This window comes from Ruegeria sp. BI7 (assembly GCF_056537925.1).
Genome location: NZ_JBQFSK010000001.1, coordinates 303,813 through 323,333, shown reverse-complemented (window position 1 = coordinate 323,333; position 19,521 = coordinate 303,813). Strand labels below are relative to the sequence as shown.

17 protein-coding genes are annotated in these 19,521 nt (G+C 57.5%); 13 read left to right on the top strand and 4 right to left on the bottom strand.

Features of this window, described 5'->3' with window-relative positions; all coding sequences use genetic code 11:
• Nucleotides 1–163: 163 nt before the first annotated feature.
• The 5 genes from pepN to ACR0JB_RS01600 all read left to right on the top strand — a co-directional run bounded on the left by pepN (nucleotide 164) and on the right by ACR0JB_RS01600 (nucleotide 6,665).
• Nucleotides 164–2,716 (top strand): aminopeptidase N, encoded by a 2,553-nt coding sequence (gene pepN, locus ACR0JB_RS01620; protein WP_480644121.1) that lies wholly within the window; start codon nucleotides 164–166, stop codon nucleotides 2,714–2,716.
• Complete coding sequence (locus tag ACR0JB_RS01615) at nucleotides 2,713–3,141, top strand: hypothetical protein (protein WP_170395688.1); 429 nt, start codon at nucleotides 2,713–2,715, stop codon at nucleotides 3,139–3,141. The genes pepN and ACR0JB_RS01615 overlap by 4 nt, the downstream gene beginning before the upstream one ends.
• Nucleotides 3,142–3,272: 131 nt before the next feature.
• The gene (locus ACR0JB_RS01610) at nucleotides 3,273–4,532 is read left to right on the top strand and encodes a hypothetical protein (protein ID WP_170577366.1); all 1,260 of its coding nucleotides are present in this window, start codon (nucleotides 3,273–3,275) and stop codon (nucleotides 4,530–4,532) included.
• A gap of 70 nt (nucleotides 4,533–4,602) precedes the next feature.
• Entirely contained in the window at nucleotides 4,603–6,114 is a 1,512-nt protein-coding gene (gene gatB / locus ACR0JB_RS01605; RefSeq protein ID WP_170360228.1) for an Asp-tRNA(Asn)/Glu-tRNA(Gln) amidotransferase subunit GatB, read from the top strand.
• A gap of 140 nt (nucleotides 6,115–6,254) precedes the next feature.
• Complete coding sequence (locus ACR0JB_RS01600; RefSeq protein WP_170395684.1) at nucleotides 6,255–6,665, top strand: DUF4177 domain-containing protein; 411 nt, start codon at nucleotides 6,255–6,257, stop codon at nucleotides 6,663–6,665.
• 17 nt (nucleotides 6,666–6,682) lie between these two features.
• Here the strand turns inward: ACR0JB_RS01600 and ACR0JB_RS01595 are convergent, their stop codons facing one another.
• Together ACR0JB_RS01595 and ACR0JB_RS01590 are read right to left on the bottom strand one after the other, a co-directional pair.
• Entirely contained in the window at nucleotides 6,683–6,907 is a 225-nt protein-coding gene (locus ACR0JB_RS01595; protein WP_254437373.1) for a GDCCVxC domain-containing (seleno)protein, read from the bottom strand.
• Nucleotides 6,908–6,939: 32 nt separating this feature from the next.
• A complete protein-coding gene (locus ACR0JB_RS01590) occupies nucleotides 6,940–7,194 on the bottom strand; it encodes a BolA family protein (protein WP_170360232.1) in 255 nt (84 codons plus the stop codon).
• 108 nt (nucleotides 7,195–7,302) lie between these two features.
• Between ACR0JB_RS01590 and ACR0JB_RS01585 the strand changes: the two genes are divergently transcribed.
• A complete protein-coding gene (locus tag ACR0JB_RS01585) occupies nucleotides 7,303–7,926 on the top strand; it encodes a J domain-containing protein (protein WP_170348074.1) in 624 nt (207 codons plus the stop codon).
• 6 nt (nucleotides 7,927–7,932) lie between these two features.
• Here the strand turns inward: ACR0JB_RS01585 and ACR0JB_RS01580 are convergent, their stop codons facing one another.
• Entirely contained in the window at nucleotides 7,933–8,775 is an 843-nt protein-coding gene (locus ACR0JB_RS01580) for a Hint domain-containing protein (RefSeq protein ID WP_170395682.1), read from the bottom strand.
• A 520-nt stretch (nucleotides 8,776–9,295) separates the two neighbouring features.
• Here ACR0JB_RS01580 and cobS point away from each other — a divergent pair.
• From cobS to ACR0JB_RS01545, 7 genes are all read left to right on the top strand, one after another.
• Nucleotides 9,296–10,282, top strand: a complete 987-nt coding sequence (gene cobS, locus ACR0JB_RS01575; RefSeq protein WP_480789630.1) for a cobaltochelatase subunit CobS — start codon at nucleotides 9,296–9,298, stop codon at nucleotides 10,280–10,282.
• 4 nt (nucleotides 10,283–10,286) lie between these two features.
• Complete coding sequence (locus ACR0JB_RS01570; protein ID WP_170395680.1) at nucleotides 10,287–11,006, top strand: sulfotransferase family 2 domain-containing protein; 720 nt, start codon at nucleotides 10,287–10,289, stop codon at nucleotides 11,004–11,006.
• A gap of 210 nt (nucleotides 11,007–11,216) precedes the next feature.
• On the top strand, nucleotides 11,217–13,094 hold the full coding sequence (cobT, locus tag ACR0JB_RS01565) for a cobaltochelatase subunit CobT (RefSeq protein ID WP_170395678.1): 1,878 nt from the start codon (nucleotides 11,217–11,219) through the stop codon (nucleotides 13,092–13,094).
• Between the two features lie 73 nt (nucleotides 13,095–13,167).
• Entirely contained in the window at nucleotides 13,168–14,949 is a 1,782-nt protein-coding gene (locus ACR0JB_RS01560) for an aminopeptidase P family protein (RefSeq protein ID WP_170395676.1), read from the top strand.
• Between the two features lie 60 nt (nucleotides 14,950–15,009).
• Complete coding sequence (locus tag ACR0JB_RS01555; RefSeq protein WP_170395674.1) at nucleotides 15,010–15,351, top strand: DUF427 domain-containing protein; 342 nt, start codon at nucleotides 15,010–15,012, stop codon at nucleotides 15,349–15,351.
• 274 nt (nucleotides 15,352–15,625) lie between these two features.
• Nucleotides 15,626–16,105, top strand: coding sequence for a DUF995 domain-containing protein (locus tag ACR0JB_RS01550; RefSeq protein ID WP_170395672.1), 480 nt, complete (start codon nucleotides 15,626–15,628; stop codon nucleotides 16,103–16,105).
• Between the two features lie 367 nt (nucleotides 16,106–16,472).
• The gene (locus ACR0JB_RS01545) at nucleotides 16,473–17,837 is read left to right on the top strand and encodes a DUF3179 domain-containing protein (protein WP_170395670.1); all 1,365 of its coding nucleotides are present in this window, start codon (nucleotides 16,473–16,475) and stop codon (nucleotides 17,835–17,837) included.
• Here the strand turns inward: ACR0JB_RS01545 and ACR0JB_RS01540 are convergent.
• On the bottom strand, nucleotides 17,834–19,519 hold the full coding sequence (locus ACR0JB_RS01540; protein WP_170360248.1) for a chloride channel protein: 1,686 nt from the start codon (nucleotides 19,517–19,519) through the stop codon (nucleotides 17,834–17,836). The two genes, ACR0JB_RS01545 and ACR0JB_RS01540, sit on opposite strands and share 4 nt — an antisense overlap.
• Nucleotides 19,520–19,521 lie beyond the last annotated feature (2 nt).

Below are 19,521 nucleotides of genomic sequence, written 5' to 3'. Positions count from 1 at the left end.
ATTAGTGCGAAAGTTTCCGATAGGCAACAGACCCCTCAAGTTTCCGATGGAATTTGAAGACCAAATTGACCTGCTTGGCGGCTCGGAATACCCAGCACTGGCTTGCGGCTGACAAGTGATCCCCATAACGTCACGCCAGAACTCAACCGATACGAGGCCCCCGATGCGTGACGCTGCCCCCACCACGATCTATCTGAAAGATTACACGCCTTTTGGCTATCTTGTGGACAGCGTGCATCTGACCTTTGATCTGGCAGATCATGCCACACGCGTTACGTCTCGTATCGCGTTCCGCCCCAACCCCGAGGCAACGGATCGTACGTTTTTTCTGCATGGCGAAGACCTGACCCTGATCCGGGCGGTTGTTGACGGGGTCGAAATCACCCCCAATGTCACCGACAAGGGCCTGACTGTTGAAGTCCCCAATGCGCCCTTCATCTGGGAGGCCGTCGTCGAGATCGACCCCGGTAACAACACCGCGCTTGAGGGCCTGTATATGTCGAACGGCATGTATTGCACCCAGTGCGAGGCTGAAGGTTTCCGCAAGATCACCTATTACCCCGACCGGCCCGACGTGATGTCCGTGTTTACCGTACGCATCAACGGTGACTTGCCGGTCTTGCTGTCCAACGGCAACCCCTCGGGCAAGGGAGAAGGCTGGGCTGAATGGACCGACCCGTGGCCCAAACCCGCCTATCTGTTCGCGCTGGTCGCAGGCGACCTGATCGCCCATCCCGGTCAGTTCACCACCATGTCGGGCCGCGACGTGGAACTGAACCTCTGGGTGCGCCCCGGAGACGAAGGCAAATGCGCCTTTGGGATGGAGGCACTTAAAAAGTCGATGAAATGGGACGAAGACGTCTATGGCCGCGAATACGATCTGGACGTGTTCAACATCGTGGCCGTTGATGACTTCAACATGGGCGCGATGGAGAACAAGGGGCTGAACATCTTCAACTCTTCCGCCGTTTTGGCCAGCCCCGAAACCTCGACCGATGCCAATTTCGAGAGGATAGAGGCAATCATTGCGCATGAGTATTTCCACAACTGGACCGGCAACCGAATTACCTGCCGCGACTGGTTCCAGCTGTGTTTGAAAGAGGGCCTGACGGTGTTTCGCGATGCGCAGTTTACGTCCGATATGCGCTCGGCCCCGGTGAAACGCATCCATGATGCGATCGACCTGCGCGCACGGCAGTTCCCCGAGGATAACGGTCCGTTGTCACACCCGGTTCGCCCTGAAAGCTTTCAGGAAATCAACAACTTCTACACCGCGACTGTTTACGAAAAAGGCGCCGAAGTCATCGCCATGCTCAAGCGGTTGGTGGGGGATGAGGCCTATGCGCAGGCGCTGAACCTCTATTTCGACCGTCATGACGGGCAGGCCTGCACCATCGAAGACTGGATCAAGGTGTTCGAGGATACGACCGGTCGCGATCTGACCCAGTTCAAGCGTTGGTACAGCCAATCCGGCACACCGCGCATCTCAGTTGCCGAAGACTGGCAGGATGGCACCTATACCCTGACCCTGTCACAAAGCACCAAGCCAACACCCGGCCAGACCAAGAAACTGCCGCAGGTGATCCCCGTCGCCGTGGGCCTGCTGGGCCAGAACGGGGACGAAGTGCGCGCCACCGAAGTGTTGGAGCTGACCGAAGCCGAGCAAAGCTTTACTTTCACTGGACTGGCAGCAAAACCTGTGGCCTCGATCCTGCGCGATTTCTCGGCCCCGGTCATTCTGGAACATGACCACACGGATGCCGAACGCGCATTTTTGCTGGCCCACGACACCGATCCGTTCAACCGTTGGCAGGCAGGGCGGTCGCTTGCGCAAGATACGCTGCTGCGCATGATCCGCGAAGATGCAGCGCCGGGAACGAACTATCTGGATGGTATGTTGGCCGTGCTGCGTGACGGCGATCTGGACCCAGCCTATCGCTCTTTGATGTTGGGTCTGCCAACGCAATCCGAACTGGCTGCGGCCTTGTTTGAAAGTGGTAACACCCCTGATCCGATGGCGATATGGACCGCCGTCGAAACCCTGCGCCAAGCGACCGCACAGCATGCTCAGGACCTGCTGCCAAGGCTGCACAGCGAAACACTGATCGACGCGCCGTTCAGCCCCGATGCTGATCAGGCCGGCAAGCGGGCGCTTGGTGGCGCAGTACTGTATTTGACTTCGCGGCTGGATGGCGGTGCCAAAGCGGCCGAGGAATACGCAGCAGCCGACAACATGACCCGCCAACTGACCGCCCTGTCTTGCCTGTTGCGGGCGGGCGCGGGCCAAACCGAACTGGCGGACTTTTACAGGCAGTGGCAGCATGACCGGCTGGTGGTCGATAAGTGGTTCGGTCTGCAGGTGACAACGGCCTCTCCTGAAACTACGCCGGATGTTACGCGCACATTGACCGAGCACCCTGATTTCAATTGGAAGAACCCCAACAGGTTCCGGGCAGTCATGGGGGCGTTGGCGATGAACCACGCCGGGTTCCATCGTGCGGACGGGGCAGGATATGCGTTGTTGGCAGACTGGCTGATCAGGCTGGACCCGGTTAACCCCCAGACCACCGCCAGGATGTGTTCTGCCTTCCAGACCTGGAAACGCTATGACACCGACCGTCAGGACCTGATGAAAGCTCAGCTGACGCGTATCGCCGACACACTGAACCTGTCGCGGGATACAACGGAAATGGTGTCTCGCATCCTCGGCGCATGACCCCGTTTACTTTCCAACGCCACAACGGGACCTCACGCGCCGTCGTGATCCTGATGTGCGTCTACGCGGGGCTGATCGCGTTGGTTATTCTGTTCGATGCGGCGTGGTGGCTGGTTGGTTTGCTGAGCTTGCCCACCCTGCCCGCCCTTTGGGACATTGCGCATGGCACAAGTGCCGGACTAACCCTGGATCACCGCGCAATACGGTGGTTTTCAGGCAACCGCGAGGCCGAGGTTGCCTTGGCCGATATCAACCATGTCCGGCTCGACACGCGCTGGGACTTTTCCGTGCGCACGTCACTGGTTCTGGCCTCGGGCAAGCGGATTCGGCTGCCGGATGAAGCCACACCACCCCACAAGACCCTTGAAACTGTCCTGCAAGACGCCGGATTACGGGTTGAACGGCACCATTTCACCGTTTTCTGAAACAATCAGTCGGAAAAGGACCAATTCCCCCGGCCTGTCACGCATCACCCCCCAAAAAGCTTGAATTTGAGGCGATTTTCGGTCAAAGTTTCAAGCTAACTTACCAGTTTGTTACGGTTTCGAGTTTTACCATGTTTCGGTTTTTCAGGGCACGTGAGGCCCTTTCTTCTTTATCCAAGGGTCAATCCACGCAAAACGTGCGGGCAACCGACTGCGAGGTGACGGCATCACTGCCGGATAAAGGGCAACTGAACATTCCAGTGGCCGATATCAGGGCCGAAGACCTGACAGCCCGTAACACCATTGAAGAAGGGCGCACACTGGCCAGACAGGACCACTGGGCCAAGCTGTCCAAAATGATGCATGCCGCCGACAAGGACCGCGCAATCGCATCGGACGCAACACCGATTGCGGATCTGTTGGCCTTTGGCGCGCGTTCCGACGTTGTATTGGCAGTGGAACATGCCCTGTCGGATGGCAGCGCGCTGTGCGAATATGACTTGCTGGGCGGTATCTCAGAGCTTGAAGACGAAATGCGTGAGCATCCGGGTGATCCGATGATTACCCTGGTGGTCGCCTTAGCACATATTGACCTGGCCTGGGCATGGCGCGGAACCGCAACGGCTGCCACGTTGCCGCCCCTTCACCGGTCGCGTTGCGCGGCCCATTTCGACCGGGCCGCAGACCTTTTGCCGACATGCCGCGCTGCGTTGCCAGACAGCCCCATTGTCGCAGCCGCAAGCTGTGCCCTGTTGGCAGGTCAACGGAAGACCAACCAGCGTGTAGCCGAAGAATACGAACGCCTGATCTCCCTGGACCCGCACAATCAGCGGCCTATGCGGGCGATGGGCACGCATCTGCTGCCGCGTTGGTTTGGCAGCTATGAAAAGCTTGAAGTTCAGGCACTGCGGAACGCCGCGCGGACTGGCGATATCTGGGGCGCTGGCGGCTATACTTGGGTCCAGTTTGACGCCATCGCATTGGACGAAGAGGCCTGCGCTCGTCTGGATGTCGAGTACTTCCTGGAAGGGTTGGATGACATTCTGCATCGCCGCCCCGATCAGCAGACCGTCAACATGCTTTCGGCCTATTGCGCCATCACGATACAGAACGGTCAGGGCCTGAACGAAAAGGCCGATCTTGTGCGCTCGCAAATTCACGAAGCTGCAAACAGGCTGATCCGCGACCACATGACTGAACTGCACCCGCTGATCTGGGCGCATGCCGCGAATGGGTTCAACAACTCGGTTCGCATCAATTCTGCCGAACGGTTTGCAGCCCGCGGCAAGCGCGATGCGTTGCGTGCCATCCGTGATCTGTTCCGCGAGGAACTGCGCAGCGGCACGGACGTGACCTTTACACCGTCTGGTCTGCGCCTGTCTCAACACTGATTCCCCCTTGCCCCTCGCCCCTGCCGGGCCTAATACGCAGGCTTAGACTTCTGCGGAAATGAGGCGCGCCATGCTCGACCTGACATATGAAATGCCCAAACCCAAAACCATTGCCGGGGCCAAGCACGATTGGGAACTGGTGATCGGGATGGAGGTGCATGCGCAGGTCTCGTCCAATGCCAAACTGTTCTCGGGCGCATCGACCCAATTTGGGGCCGAACCGAACGCGAACGTGGCCTTTGTGGACGCGGCGATGCCGGGGATGCTGCCGGTGATCAACGAATACTGCGTGGAACAGGCGGTACGCACCGGACTGGGCCTGAAGGCGGATATCAACCTGAAATCGGCTTTTGACCGCAAGAACTATTTCTACCCCGACCTGCCGCAGGGCTATCAGATCTCACAGCTCTACCACCCCATCGTGGGCGAAGGTGAAGTGCTGGTTGAAATGGGTGATGGCACCGCGCGCAACGTGCGGATCGAACGCATCCATATGGAGCAGGATGCAGGCAAATCGATCCACGACATGGACCCGCATATGTCCTTTGTCGATTTGAACCGGACCGGTGTCTGCCTGATGGAGATCGTCAGCCGCCCCGACATTCGCGGACCCGAAGAAGCGGCGGCCTATATCGTCAAGCTGCGTCAGATTCTGCGCTATCTGGGCACCTGTGATGGCAACATGCAAAACGGCAACCTGCGGGCTGATGTGAACGTCTCAATCTGTTTGCCGGGCGCGTATGAGAAATACCAGGAAACGCAGGATTTCTCGCATCTGGGCACCCGCTGCGAAATCAAGAACATGAACTCGATGCGCTTTATCCAGCAAGCGATCGAGGTCGAAGCCCGCCGCCAGATTGCCATTGTCGAAGCTGGCGGCAAGGTCGATCAGGAAACCCGCTTGTACGACCCGGACAAGGGTGAGACCCGCTCGATGCGGTCCAAGGAAGAGGCGCATGACTATCGCTACTTCCCCGACCCCGACCTGCTGCCGCTTGAGATCGAGCAGGCATGGGTGGACGACATCGCCGCCAAACTGCCGGAACTGCCCGACGACAAGAAAGCGCGCTTCATAAGCGAATTCGGCCTGACCGATTATGACGCGTCCGTGCTGACCGCCGAGGTGGAATCGGCCGCCTATTTCGAAGAAGTTGCCAAGGGCCGCAACGGTAAGCTGGCCGCAAACTGGGTCATCAACGAACTGTTCGGTCGTCTGAAGAAAGAAGACCACGACATAACGGAATCGCCCGTGTCTCCGGCACAATTGGGTGGGATCATCGACCTGATCGCATCGGACGCGATCTCGGGCAAGATCGCCAAGGACTTGTTCGAGATCGTCTATACCGAAGGCGGCGATCCGGCGCAGATCGTCGAAGAGCGCGGCATGAAACAGGTGACCGACACCGGCGCGATTGAATCCGCACTGGATGAGATCATCGCAGCCAACCCGGCGCAGGTTGAAAAGGCCAAGGTGAACCCGAAACTGGCGGGCTGGTTCGTCGGCCAGGTGATGAAGGCCACGGGTGGCAAGGCCAACCCCAAGGCGGTGAACGAACTGGTCAGCAAGAAGCTGGGCTCGTAAAGCCTTCGAGATATCGAACAGTCGCGGCGGGGTTTGAACAAAACCCTGCCGTTTTTCTTTCCGCCACGTCCATGCGATGATGACTTTCCCAAAATCGCTAACATGTTAGATTGCCGGAACCCGGCAACCAGGAAAATCCGATGCAGCGCTACGAATACAAAGTTGTCCCAGCCCCGCAAAAAGGCACCAAGGCCAAGGGCGTCAAAACCGCCGAAGGACGGTTTGCAGCATCCGTGGAACAGCTGCTGAACGAGATGGGGCAAGACGGCTGGGAATATCAGCGGGCCGAATTGCTGCCCAGCGAGGAACGCACTGGCCTGACCGGTTCAGCCGTGAACTGGCGCAATGTGTTGGTCTTTCGGCGCGAGATCGAGGCGTCTTTTGTCTCGACCCGTAACCCAACAGAAACGCCGGACAGCGTGCCGCTGGCGCAACCTGTACCTGGACCCGAAACAGTTGTTGCCCCAGCTCCAATTGCCGAAGAGGTGAAAGACCCGCCCCTGTCGCTGAAAGGGTCCGAGGCGAAATCCGAACCTCAGGAAAAGCCCTGATCGCGGCGAGTCTCAAGTCAAGCGCAGCACGTTTTTCCCTGTTGTATCGGAGGGCAAGGCACCGTTGCGTATGAGCAATAGACGCAGCAATCGCCCTCCAGAGGCTTCAGCACTTGGTGGCAGGATTTGCATTCATAGAACCACTGACACGCGTCCGTGGGCATGGTTTCCGTTTCGACGTGCCCACAGGATGGGCAAGTCAAGGTGGACTCGAGCGTAAAGGCCGTCTCCGTACTGGACATTTGATCCCTCTCCTCAAAGCATTTTGGGCCAGCTACCCCCCAATATCCAGCGCCAGAGCATGGATGCGCGGCACGATATCGCCCAGCGCCTTGTGTACAGCGCGGTGGCTGGCGACGCGGGACTGGCCCTCGAACGCGCTGGCGCGGATGCGGACATTGAAATGACTTTCGCCGCCGTCCTGATACCCGGCATGGCCGCGATGGCTTTCGCTGTCGTCGATGACCTCCAGCTCACGCGGATTGAACGCGGCTTCAAGGCGCTGATGGATTTCGTCACTCACGCTCATTTTTTCGCTCAGCGGCAAAAAATTTACCGCTCCCCCTCTTCTACTTTCGGCTGCTTAGACTAAACTGCTGCCTCCGAGTCGAAAAGATGCCTTGTCGAGGATCAGAGCATGGTAAAATCAGACCCCTTCGGATTCGATATGTCCGTTTCCAGCGCAAAGAAAAAGAACCCGCGCGGGCGCCGGGGGATGTCGGGTGCGTCAGAGACCTCGACGCGAATCTGCGATCACGAGGGTTGTGAGGAAGCCGGTAAGTTTCGTGCGCCCAAGGCGCCGGATGTGCTGGACGACTTCTACTGGTTCTGCCAGCAGCACGTCCGCGAATATAACAACAAGTGGAACTTCTTCGACGGCACCACCGAGGCCGAGTTGAACGCACAACGTTCAAAGGACAAAGTGTGGGAGCGTGAAACAAAGCCGATGGGCGACCCCGAGGCCCGCGCCTGGGCCCGTCTGGGCATCGAGGACCCGCATCAGGTTCTGGGCGAGAACGCCACCAAAAACCCCGGCCGCGCCAATTCCGGAGGCCGCCGCCTGCCCCCCACCGAACGCCGCGCAATCGAGATTCTTGAAGCGCAGGATAGCTGGTCCAAGGCTGAGGTGCGCAAGGCCTACAAGAAGCTGATCAAGGTATTGCACCCGGACATGAACGGCGGCGACCGATCCCAAGAGGAACAGCTGCAAGAGGTCGTCTGGGCCTGGGATCAGATCAAGGACAGCCGGAATTTTAAGTAAGCTCTACTACGCTGAAAACGTACCCCGCAGCGCCTGCGCTTCGGGGCGTTTCAAGCAACGCAGTTTGGTTTTTGGCACCTGCGCGCTGTCACTGAGTTCGGGAAATAGCGCGCGCAGTTCGTCAACATCTTCGCGGCTGAAAGAATTCAAAGACTGACCGCCGACATACAGGCTTTCACTTTGCAGGCCATGCGAGGACAGGATGGCATGCTGCTCGCAGGCAATGTGAAAGTAGGTGACGGGCTCATCCGCTCCTATCTGACGGATCGTATCATCGTTGACCAGATGAATAGCGGCCGAGAAGACCATCGGTTCCCCAAATAGCAACTCGGCCCGCCAGCCTTCAATCACAATCCGGTGTTGCGGGGATACGTACAGATCGCGGTTGGGCAGACCTCTGCCTAGCGCGTTGCGCTGAATTCTCACTGGGCGAAATCTTGGCTGGAGACGCAAGGTCTGAGCGCTGAGTGTTCGTTTCCCGATCCAAATAATAGGAAGGGTTTGACCATCAGATACGCAAACCCTGTCGCCAACCGACAGTTCTTCGACGGGGCAAGGGCCATTTTTAGTTTCTATCAGCGTCCCCTTCACAAAACACGGTACTGTTCCGGCAGGGAGGTCAACTGTCACACTGAGAGAGGCATTGTTACCATTTCCCGGATTCCCCGTCGTCGCCCGTATTAGAACCGTAAGTTGTGTATTCGGGGGAATGTCAGCGCCCGGCGTAAGTTCAACGGTCAAAACTCCGCTGGATGAAATCGATACAGTGTAGTCGGAAGGATTCAAGCCACCTGAGCCAGTTACGGTCACGCTCCAAGACACAGCTTTGGTCGTGGTATACTGCTGCATAACCGAGGTCGACCCGCTGGGGATCGCGATCGAAGAGGGGCCTGAAATAACAAGCGACATCGCAAAACTCACTGTTTAACGCACAACGGAAACGATATCCGGAGCTTATCACGCGTCGATTAACCCAACATTAACTTCTGAATATTCTAATTCATTAGTTTGTTTTTTGGGACCCCGATTCATGAGCTTACCCTGTTGGTTACCGTTAATTTGGTCTTGTCCCCTAGCGCCTATCTCAAGCTGAACCTGCACTCTGCCTAATTAGCACTATCAGCCAGAGCGCCAAAAGTTGGAGGAAGAACGAGACCCTCGGCCTGTTTCGAATGGAACTTATTTGTGTCGCCCAAGGTTCGAATGAGCGACCACGATCGCTTGTCGCGCACTTCTATAAGGCCAGTTTCGAAGAAACATCCTCTCAGCCTCCGCGCGGCGCCTCTTTCCCTTGCCCTTCCCGGCAATATGTTGCACCACACACGGGTTCAAACCCGGTAAGACGGGCCAAAGGATAAGGACAAGGCGAATGGCTGACGGATCGATTGATATCAACGCAAAACCCACCGAGGAAATCTCGGTTCGGGACGTATTCGGCATTGATACCGACATGGCGGTCAAAGGCTTTGCAGAGCGCAGTGATCGGGTTCCAGCCATCGACCCGACCTATAAGTTTGATCCCGAAACCACACTGGCGATTCTGGCAGGGTTTTCACATAACCGCCGGGTTATGATTCAAGGCTATCACGGCACCGGTAAATCGACCCATATCGAGCAAGTTGCCGCTCGCCTGAACTGGCCTGCCGTGCGTGTGAACCTGGACAGCCACATCAGCCGGATCGACCTGATCGGTAAAGACGCGATTAAACTGCGCGACGGCAAGCAGGTCACAGAGTTCCACGAGGGCATCCTGCCGTGGGCGCTGCGCAACCCCGTAGCCATCGTGTTCGACGAATACGATGCAGGCCGCGCCGACGTGATGTTCGTGATCCAGCGCGTACTGGAACATGACGGCAAGCTGACCCTGCTGGATCAGAACGAGATCATCACACCGAACCCGAATTTCCGCCTGTTCGCCACTGCGAACACCGTGGGTCTGGGTGACACCACTGGCCTCTATCACGGCACGCAGCAGATCAACCAGGCGCAGATGGACCGCTGGTCGCTGGTCTCGACCCTGAACTACCTGAGCCACGACGCCGAAACGATGATCGTCCTGTCGAAAGCGCCGCACTACAACACCGAGAAAGGCCGCAAAACCGTCAGCCAGATGGTGACCGTTGCTGATCTGACCAGGACCGCCTTTGTGAATGGCGACCTGTCCACCGTGATGAGCCCACGAACCGTGATCAACTGGGCCCAGAACGCCGAGATTTTCCGCGACGTGGGCTATGCGTTCCGCCTGTCCTTCCTGAACAAATGTGATGAGCTGGAGCGTCAGACCGTTGCCGAGTTCTATCAGCGTTGCTTTGACGAGGAACTGCCGGAAAGCGCGGCCAGCACAAGCCTGGGATAAGTAGGTGCAATTTGCCGCGCAAAAATGCGTGTTCATCCACGTACCGAAAACCGGAGGGAACTTTTTTACGCGTTGTTTCCTTCGGTTCTCAGACGATGCCATCGTCACCAGCGGCCACCAAGACGGTACAGACCGGTTCGAACTAAGCGGTGACGCTACCAAGTCCAAGCATCAGACACTTGCGGAATACAGCCAACTGATTGGCCCGGCCTTTGCCGATTATACCGCTTATGCCTTTGCCCGCCCCCCGGTCGAGCGGATGATCTCGCTGTACTATTCGCCCCACCGGTGGATGCGTGCGCAAGAAGGGGGTGGTTTCGGCCTTGATCCCCGCAACGAACCAATAAACCTTGAGGAATTTGAGACACTTGTGTCGGCTAACAAATCCATCTCGGACTTGCTGGATATCAAAAATGTTTCAGGTAGGTTAACTGTCAACAAAAGCGCCCGGCATGCATCAGGGGCGCGCGTGTCGCTGTTGGATTTTGCCGATTTACGGCACGGGCTTGAGACATTTGGCCGGGAAAACGGCTTTGACCTAACCGACATGCCCGGCAAGAAAGTGAACTCCAGTGCTGTAAACGATCCCATGAAGCTCAACACCGGACAGATGCGTGACTTGACGAATATCGTTATGCGCTCGCACCACGGCAAAGATCAGAAATTGTTCCGGAAAAATGGGCTTAAGGGAGTGTTTGAGGGTCTTATAGGATGGTTCAGGTAGGAACCGCCAAGTCGTTCTGGGGTGCACAAGGCTGGGCAATCTCCTAGTCCCGTAGTTTATAGTTAGTTTGACGCACGCCACCCATCGAGACACCCCATGATTTTACCATAGGTCCCGCTCTGGTTTCATGCGAAAACGGGGTTGGCCCTATGGTCAAGGCCCTGAATTGGCACTAGGTTGCCGGGACAGAACAAGACCGGACTGCCACCGATGAGCAAACCCAACGACAACCCCGCTGATCCGTTCAAGAAGGCTTTGGCCGAAGCCACCAAGGTTATGGCCGACGACCCTGAATTGAACGTGACCTACACAGTCGACCCTTCTGGTATATCGGGCGAGTCGATGCGTCTGCCGCAAGTCAGCCGCCGGATGACGCGCGAAGAGGTTTTGCTGGCACGCGGTACGGCGGATGCTCTGGCGCTGCAGCGGAAATACCATGACGACGCCACCCATGCGCGCTATGCGCCTCCGGGTGATATGGCACGGGATTTGTACGAGGCGATGGAAGTCGCGCGATGCGAGGCGATGGGTGCGCGGGATATGCCCGGCACTGCCAGCAATATCGACGTCAAGATTGGGCATGAGGCCCTGCGGCGCGGATACGACCAGTGCAAGCAGCCTGCGGATGCACCGTTAGCGGTTGCTGCGGGCTATCTGATCCGGCACCTGGCCACGGGGCGGGACCTGCCCCCGGCGGCCTCTAACATCATGAACCTGTGGCGTGGATTTATCGAAGAACAGGCCAGTGGCACGCTGGAAAACCTAGACGAACTGCTCTCGGACCAGACGGAATTCGCCAAGTTTGCCCGCCAGATGATCAAGGATCTGGGTTACGGCGACCAGCTGGGCGATGACCCTGATGAGTTGGACGACGAACAGGAAGATCAGGCCGAAGACGACGACGAGGAACAGCCCGATCCCGACAGCACCGGCCAGGATGACCAAGAGGAGCAGGACGCCGACGCCACGCCTGAACAAACGCAGGAAGAACAGCAGGACCAGTCTCAGGCTCAGGTCTCGATGGATGAGATGGCCGAAGATGAGATGGGCGATGAGGCAGAGATGCCCGAAGGTGAGGCTCCGCTGGAACCCCCTGCCCCCCCGCCGGCATCCGAAGCTGATCCCGATTACAAGGTCTATCTGAACACCTACGACGAAGAGATCGCAGCCGAAGATCTGGCCGAACCGGCCGAACTGGAACGACTGCGAGCCTATTTGGATCAGCAGTTGGAGCCCCTGAAGGGCGCTGTTAGCCGATTGGCCAACAAGTTACAGCGTCGCCTGCAGGCACAACAGAACCGCAGCTGGGAATTCGACCGCGAAGAAGGCATTTTGGATGCGGGCCGTCTGGCGCGAGTTGTGGCAAACCCGACTACGCCGCTCAGCTTCAAGGTCGAGAAGGACACCGAATTCCGCGACACGGTGGTAACGCTGTTGTTGGACAACTCGGGCTCAATGCGCGGGCGTCCGATTTCTATTGCGGCGATCTGTGCGGATGTTCTGGCGCGCACGCTGGAACGCTGCAACGTGAAGGTTGAGATTCTGGGCTTTACCACCCGCGCGTGGAAAGGCGGATTGGCGCGCGAGGCGTGGCTGAACGATGGTCGCCCGCAACAGCCGGGGCGTCTGAATGATTTGCGCCACATCATCTACAAGGGCGCGGATGCCCCTTGGCGGCGCGCACGGCCCAATCTGGGCCTGATGATGAAAGAGGGGCTGCTGAAAGAGAATATCGACGGCGAAGCGTTGGAATGGGCGCATCGCCGAATGCTGGCCCGGCGCGAAGCACGCAAAATCCTGATGGTGATTTCGGATGGTGCGCCGGTCGACGATTCAACGCTCAGCGTCAACCCCGCGAATTATCTGGAAAAACACCTGCGCGACGTGATCGCCATGGTGGAAAAGCGCAAAATGGTGGAACTGCTGGCCATCGGCATCGGTCACGACGTCACCCGCTATTACGACCGCGCGGTGACGATCACTGACGTCGAACAACTGGCAGGCGCAATGACCGAGCAACTGGCAGCCCTGTTCGATAGTGATCCTCGCGCACGTGCGCGGGTGATGGGGATGAAAAGGGCCAGCTGAGGCTGGCCTTGCCCCGGGCCAAAGAATTTTCCAAAAGAATAAGGGGTGAACCCCCGCTTGGGAGAGGTATGTGATGTTTCAGTCCTTTGAGGTGACGGCGCGCCCGGAACAGGGGCCACCCCGGTTGGCGGCTCTGCGGGGTGAAATTGCGAACGAAGGGCTGGACGGATTTCTGATCCCGCGCGCAGACGCGCATCAGGGCGAATACGTGGCCGCTCGGGATGAAAGGTTGGCTTGGCTGACAGGGTTCACGGGATCAGCAGGGTTTTGCGCCGTGTTACCAGATATAGCGGGCGTGTTTGTCGATGGCCGGTATCGAACCCAGGTCAAGGCGCAGGTCGCCGCCGAATTCACTCCGGTTCCGTGGCCCGAGGTCAACCTGAGCACCTGGTTGAAGGAACACCTTCCCGATGGCGGTAAGGTAGGTTTTGATCCGTGGCTGCACGCAGCAGGTCAGATCACAAGCGCAAAGAAAGAGCTGACCGACAGCGGCATAGAACTGGTGCGCTGTGACAATCTGGTGGACCGCGTGTGGTCCGACCAACCCACCGCCCCGATGAACCCGGTCAAGACCCATCCGATTGAGTTTGCAGGTGAAACCGCGGACAGCAAAATCACCCTTCTGGCCGAAGCCCTGCGCGAGGCAAATTGCACAGCTGCAGTAATCACGTTGCCGGATTCGATCATGTGGCTTTTGAACATTCGCGGGTCGGATATCGGGTACAACCCGGTGGCGCATGGCTTTGCTATTCTGCATGCCGGTGGCCGGGTGGATCTGTTCATGGATCAGGAAAAACTGTCCGAGCCGTTGACGGATCAGGTTTCCGTCCACGCGCCGGGGGCATTTCTGGACGCCGTTACAGCGCTTGAGGGGAAGATACAGGTCGATTTGGGAACGCTGCCTCAGGCTGTGGCCGATGTGTTGCAGGATCGGATGGTGGATGGCGGAGATCCCTGCGCCTTGCCCAAGGCCTGCAAGAATGCGGCTGAGATCACGGGCAGCGCCGAAGCGCATCTGCGCGATGCAGCGGCGGTTATTGAAACCCTTTGCTGGTTGGATGCGCAGGCTCCGGGCACCCTGACCGAGACGCAGGTGGTGACCCGCCTTGAAGAGAACCGGCGCAAGGACAATGCGCTGCAGGATATCTCGTTCGACACGATTGCCGGCACTGGTCCGAACGGCGCGATCATGCATTACCGCGTGACCGAAGAAACCGACAGCCGCCTTGAAGACGGTCATATTCTGGTTCTGGACAGTGGTGGGCAATATCTGGACGGCACCACTGACATCACGCGAACTATCGCCGTCGGCAATGTCGGAGATGAGGAAAAATCCTGCTTTACCCGCGTGTTGAAGGGCATGATTAACCTATCCATGCTGCGCTGGCCTGTCGGGCTGGCCGGGCGTGACATCGAATGTATCGCACGGGCCCCGCTTTGGGCCGCGGGTCAGGATTTCAACCACGGTGTCGGGCACGGTGTAGGTGCCTACCTCAGCGTTCACGAAGGCCCCCAGCGCCTGTCCAAAGTCAGCCATGTGCCCTTGCAACCCGGCATGATCCTTTCCAACGAACCGGGCTATTACCGCGAGGGCGCCTTTGGTATCCGCATCGAAAACCTCGTAGTTGTTCAAGAAGCCCCAGCCCTGCCCGGTGGTGACGCGGAACGCGCGATGCTGAACTGGCGGACCCTGACATACGTCCCAATTGACAGAAGGCTAATCGTGACCGACATGTTGACGTCGGCAGAGCGTGACTGGCTGAATACCTATCACTACGACGTTGCGAAAAAACTGCGCTCAAGGCTGGGCGACGACGCGCAACTGTGGTTGGATGCCGCAACTGCGCCGATCTGACACTGACCTGTTACATACACAGAGCAGAAGAGAGGCCGAAAATAAGTCGAGGGAAGAAAAATGGTTGAGATCACAATCCGCAAAGCTCCGGGCAAATGGAGCGTTCGTTCCGGTGGTGCCGTACTGGGTGAAAGCACTGGCGCGCTGGAATTGATCGAAGGTGATCTGACTCCGGTGATCTATTTCCCCCGTACCGACATCGCGATGGCCTTTCTGGATAGCACCGACAAGATCACCCACTGCCCGCATAAGGGGGATGCCTCGCATTTCTCGATCGTCAACAAATCCTCGGTGACCGAAAACGCCGCGTGGAGCTATGAAACCCCCATTGCCGCCATGGCCGAGATCAAGGGTTATGTGGCCTTTTACCCGGTCGAGTCGGTGAAGGTTGAGCAGATTTAAGGTTGAAATCCGATGGTAGCAGTCGTTTCAACGCCAGCGTTTGGACGGTTAGGTCTGCCTTCGGACGACCATAAAAACTTTTGCTCTCAGCACCTTAACGGCACATTTCCTCTTGTCTTACAGTCTGTGCAAGTATGACTGTTCGGGCATTCCTTTCCGGACCGAACACGGCGTAGAAGATGCAACCGAGACACCTCGGCTCTCTTCTGAAGCTTGATCAGATTTGAATCACTTGCAATAGTTATGCATTTATTTCGTTTTGAAAGGCATGACTATGAAACTCAATTCATTACTGATCACCGCACTTGGTGCAACCCTGCTCGCAACTTCTGCATTCAGCGAAAGTAAGCCAAACGGTGCAAAAAACGCAGATCCTCAACAGGTTATCGACATTTACCTGGGCAAGACCTGGAACTGGAGCAAAGGAGGTTCTTATTGGGGGTCAGGCGGCAAGTTTCAAGCTGTTTGGGACGACGACCCAAGCGATCCCGCGGTCAGCTATACAGATGGAAAGTGGTACGTAACTTCAAAAGGTACTCTGTGTTACGAGTCCGTTTGGCATTGGACTGGCAAAGACAAAGCAGACGAAGTTCTTAAAAACTGCTGGCGGCATGTGATTGATAAAGACGGGCAGGTGTGGCGCAGCGACCACCGCGACCAGAATGATTTTCATAAACTTGATCCCGACAAGATCGCGAACGGTAACAAAATTAAACCCACCTACAACAAGTACAAGAAGATGGTGAATAGCTAGTACATCCTAAAAATGAGTCTGGGATAAGCTCATCGCAAAAAACCAAGCGTTATTAACGCTTTCGGTAAATGCGCAGCGGCAACAGTTAAAGCAGCCAATTGGTTCTTCCATAGCGTTTAGTTAGACGCCGCTGCTGTTACTTTTTCCGTACGGTTTGCTCTGTGGAGAGTGACACACAGATACCCTAAACCTAAACTCGCTGTTTGTTTTGGGCGAGATAGGTAGGTTTTGAAAACGAAAAGAGTCTGACGTGGCGTCGTAAAAGAGGCACTAAAAACGTGAACGTTGTGTGAAACCTCACGCACCTGTTGCATGCATGTGAACAGCGGCCGATGCACACTGGACATGGACACCATCGGAGGATGCCATGTCGATCACGCGCCGCAGTTTCACTGGTATGCTGGCCGCAGCCGCATTGCCCAACGCACTTTCAGCGCAGCAAGACCCCGTGCTTGAGGCCGTCAGGTCCACTCTTTACGGCAGCAGTTCTGAATTCAAACAGGGCATGGCCTTTCTGGTGCAGCGTGGCAACCCGGATGTAGTCCCGGCCCTGCTGACCGGAATGCGTCATGGACGGCGGCGCAGTGATGAGATCGCCGAGGTCATGCAAACCCTCACCGGTCAGAACATCGGCACCGACTGGTTCGACTGGATGTTGTGGCAGGAAAAGAATCCGCAGGTGGTTCCGCACCCTTCGTTGATCCCGTTCAAGCGTGAGGTTCTTCTGGGGATTGACCCGAATTTTGACGACTTCTTGCGCCCAAAATACCTGCAGCGCGACAAGATGAAGATCCGGCTAGAGGAAATCACCTGGGGCGGTGTTAGCAAGGACGGCATCCCGTCGCTCGACAATCCGGCACTGATCTCGGCCTCAAAAGCCAGCTACATGAAAGACGACGATCTGGTTTTTGGCGTCTCGATCAATGGGGATGAACGCGCCTATCCGCTGCGGATCATGGGATGGCACGAGATGTTCAACGAGGTGATCGGTGGCGTCCCCGTAGCGCTGGCTTATTGCACGCTGTGCGGGTCGGGTATCTTGTTCGAAACACAAGTGGCGGGACGGCGGAAACCGTTTGTCTTTGGATCATCTGGTTTCCTGTACCGTTCCAACAAGCTGATGTTTGATCGCGAGACACATTCGCTGTGGAACCAATACACCGGGAAGCCGGTTGTGGGCCCGCTGGTCGGCAGTGGAATCACGCTCCAGCAGCGACCGGTGGTGATCACCACATGGGAAAGCTGGAAAACTTCACATCCCGGCACGCGCGTTCTGTCTCAGAACACCGGCCATCGGCGCAACTATGGCTCTGGCGTGGTCTATCGTGAGTATTTCGCCTCGCCTGAACTGATGTTTCCAGCACTGGTTGACCAATCCGAACATCGGCAGAAAGACTATATCTTCGCTATCCGCCAGTTCGGCGCGGCGCGGGCCTGGCCTTTGGATGCGTTTAGCAAGACGCGCGTGATCAACGACGCGATTGCCAACCGGCCGTTGGTTCTGATCGGCAATCCCGACAAGCGCGCGGTACGGGCGTTTGAACGCGCCTCGTACCGGTTCACCGCGTCCGACGGCGGCCTGGTGGATCAGACCGGACAGAAATGGACCATGACCGAAGAGGCGCTGATCGGACCAGACGGAACTCGCTTGCCGCGTGTGGCTGGACATATCTCTTACTGGTTTGCATGGGACAATTATCTGGGCGACGCGGCAACGGTCTACGACGGTTAGGAATGTTCCTCGGCCGCCGTGGCGGCCAGCGCCCGGTTATAGGCCTTGAGTGCGTCGATATGAAAGAGCGCACCAACCGGGGATTCGTTACCCTCGTCGTCAATCACCACAACCGGGATGCAAGGGATGTCGTCGTGGTCGAAATAGGGCATCGCCGCCTCAAGCGTGGCACTGGCCTGTACGCATAGCCCCTGCTCTATCAACTCCTGCGCCTTCTCTTTTGTGATCGAGCGCGGATCCCCTATCGGGCGCATCACCGCCCCGGTGCGCAACATCGCCAGCAAGTATGCCTGTGGTCCTGCGGCCAGGTGAACATCTCGCCGCTCCAGCTGTGTCAGGAAGAACGACCGGTCCACAAGACGCGAAGCCAAAGCTGTGGACATCGACACCGAGACCATCACCGCAATTCCAATCTGCCAGTCTCCGGTCAGTTCAAAAACGATCATCGTGGTGGAAATCGGGGCACCCAGCACTGCGGCGGCCACGGCACCCATGCCCGCAAAGGCATAGAGCGTATGGGTCCCGGACACATCCGGCAGCAGCCCGGTGGCGATTAACCCAAAGGCCAATCCGGTCAGAGCGCCAACCATCAGCGAAGGAGAAAACACACCACCGCCCATACGCCCCCCCATGGTGATGGCCAAAGCGACTGTTTTTATCACCGCGAACAAGATCGCGACGGTCAGGGTCAGATCGCCAGTCAGGGCACGGATCGTCGTTTCGTACCCAACCCCGATGATATGTGGAAACCAGATGGCCAGCAAACCCAGCATCGCACCGGACACGGCGGGGCGCAGCCAACGTGGCAGCGACAGGCGATTTTGAACGTGAGTGCCGATGTCCTCGGCAAAGAAGATCGAGCGCATCAACAGCAACGACACCAGCCCGCAGATCAGCCCAAGGATCAAAAAGGCTGGCAGCTCCACATAGAATTGCAGCGAGCCCGGGGTTTCCAGAACGAACTCGGTCACATCTCCGTATTCCAGCCGGTTGATCACCGTACCCGCGACCGAGGCGATAACAATGGGTGCAAAGGCGTGTACAGCAAAGTGGCGCAGCACCACCTCAAGCGCGAATAGCGCCCCAGCGATGGGTGAGTTAAAACTGGCTGAAACCGCTGCCGCCACAGCGCAGCCCAACAGATCGCGGCCAGTGATGCCATCCGCGTGGATACGGTCACTGACCCAGGTCGAGATCACCCCGGCCATATGCACCACCGGGCCTTCCCGCCCGGTTGACCCGCCAGTGCTGAGCGTGATCAGCGAGGCAAAGAACGAGGCGATCCCCGCCTTGCCCTCGACCCGGCCATTGGTCAGCGCCGAACCCTCGATCACGTCCGCGACCGAGCGCACTCGCCCGTCATCGGTGAATCTGTGCAGGATGACACCAACAATCAGACCGCCGATGATCGGCGTAATCAGGATCAGGAACCACGGCAATTTCTCAGCATGGCTGTGCAGCAACAGGATATCGTCTGTGTCGTAGACATAGGCCTGTAGCGACCGGATCGCCTTACGGAACCCCAGCGCCATGAACCCCGCCGCGATCCCAATCGCCAAAGCAATAAACCAAAACTGAATCTGGCTGGGTCCACGTCGCAACATCACCCGCCACGCATCCTTCATCGCGGCCAGAGCCTGATTGAGCTGGTTGCGCAGAACAGTGCGGGTCGTTTGGGTCATTG

Excerpts from the sequence above, each read along its gene's own strand:
- pepN (WP_480644121.1), top strand. The coding sequence starts at position 164 with ATGCGTGACGCTGCCCCCACCACGATCTATCTGAAAGATTACACGCCT.
- ACR0JB_RS01615 (WP_170395688.1), top strand. The coding sequence starts at position 2,713 with ATGACCCCGTTTACTTTCCAACGCCACAACGGGACCTCACGCGCCGTC.
- ACR0JB_RS01610 (WP_170577366.1), top strand. The coding sequence starts at position 3,273 with ATGTTTCGGTTTTTCAGGGCACGTGAGGCCCTTTCTTCTTTATCCAAG.
- gatB (WP_170360228.1), top strand. The coding sequence starts at position 4,603 with ATGCTCGACCTGACATATGAAATGCCCAAACCCAAAACCATTGCCGGG.
- ACR0JB_RS01600 (WP_170395684.1), top strand. The coding sequence starts at position 6,255 with ATGCAGCGCTACGAATACAAAGTTGTCCCAGCCCCGCAAAAAGGCACC.
- ACR0JB_RS01595 (WP_254437373.1), bottom strand. The coding sequence starts at position 6,907 with ATGTCCAGTACGGAGACGGCCTTTACGCTCGAGTCCACCTTGACTTGC.
- ACR0JB_RS01590 (WP_170360232.1), bottom strand. The coding sequence starts at position 7,194 with ATGAGCGTGAGTGACGAAATCCATCAGCGCCTTGAAGCCGCGTTCAAT.
- ACR0JB_RS01585 (WP_170348074.1), top strand. The coding sequence starts at position 7,303 with ATGGTAAAATCAGACCCCTTCGGATTCGATATGTCCGTTTCCAGCGCA.
- ACR0JB_RS01580 (WP_170395682.1), bottom strand. The coding sequence starts at position 8,775 with ATGCAGCAGTATACCACGACCAAAGCTGTGTCTTGGAGCGTGACCGTA.
- cobS (WP_480789630.1), top strand. The coding sequence starts at position 9,296 with ATGGCTGACGGATCGATTGATATCAACGCAAAACCCACCGAGGAAATC.
- cobT (WP_170395678.1), top strand. The coding sequence starts at position 11,217 with ATGAGCAAACCCAACGACAACCCCGCTGATCCGTTCAAGAAGGCTTTG.
- ACR0JB_RS01560 (WP_170395676.1), top strand. The coding sequence starts at position 13,168 with ATGTTTCAGTCCTTTGAGGTGACGGCGCGCCCGGAACAGGGGCCACCC.
- ACR0JB_RS01555 (WP_170395674.1), top strand. The coding sequence starts at position 15,010 with ATGGTTGAGATCACAATCCGCAAAGCTCCGGGCAAATGGAGCGTTCGT.
- ACR0JB_RS01550 (WP_170395672.1), top strand. The coding sequence starts at position 15,626 with ATGAAACTCAATTCATTACTGATCACCGCACTTGGTGCAACCCTGCTC.
- ACR0JB_RS01545 (WP_170395670.1), top strand. The coding sequence starts at position 16,473 with ATGTCGATCACGCGCCGCAGTTTCACTGGTATGCTGGCCGCAGCCGCA.
- ACR0JB_RS01540 (WP_170360248.1), bottom strand. The coding sequence starts at position 19,519 with ATGACCCAAACGACCCGCACTGTTCTGCGCAACCAGCTCAATCAGGCT.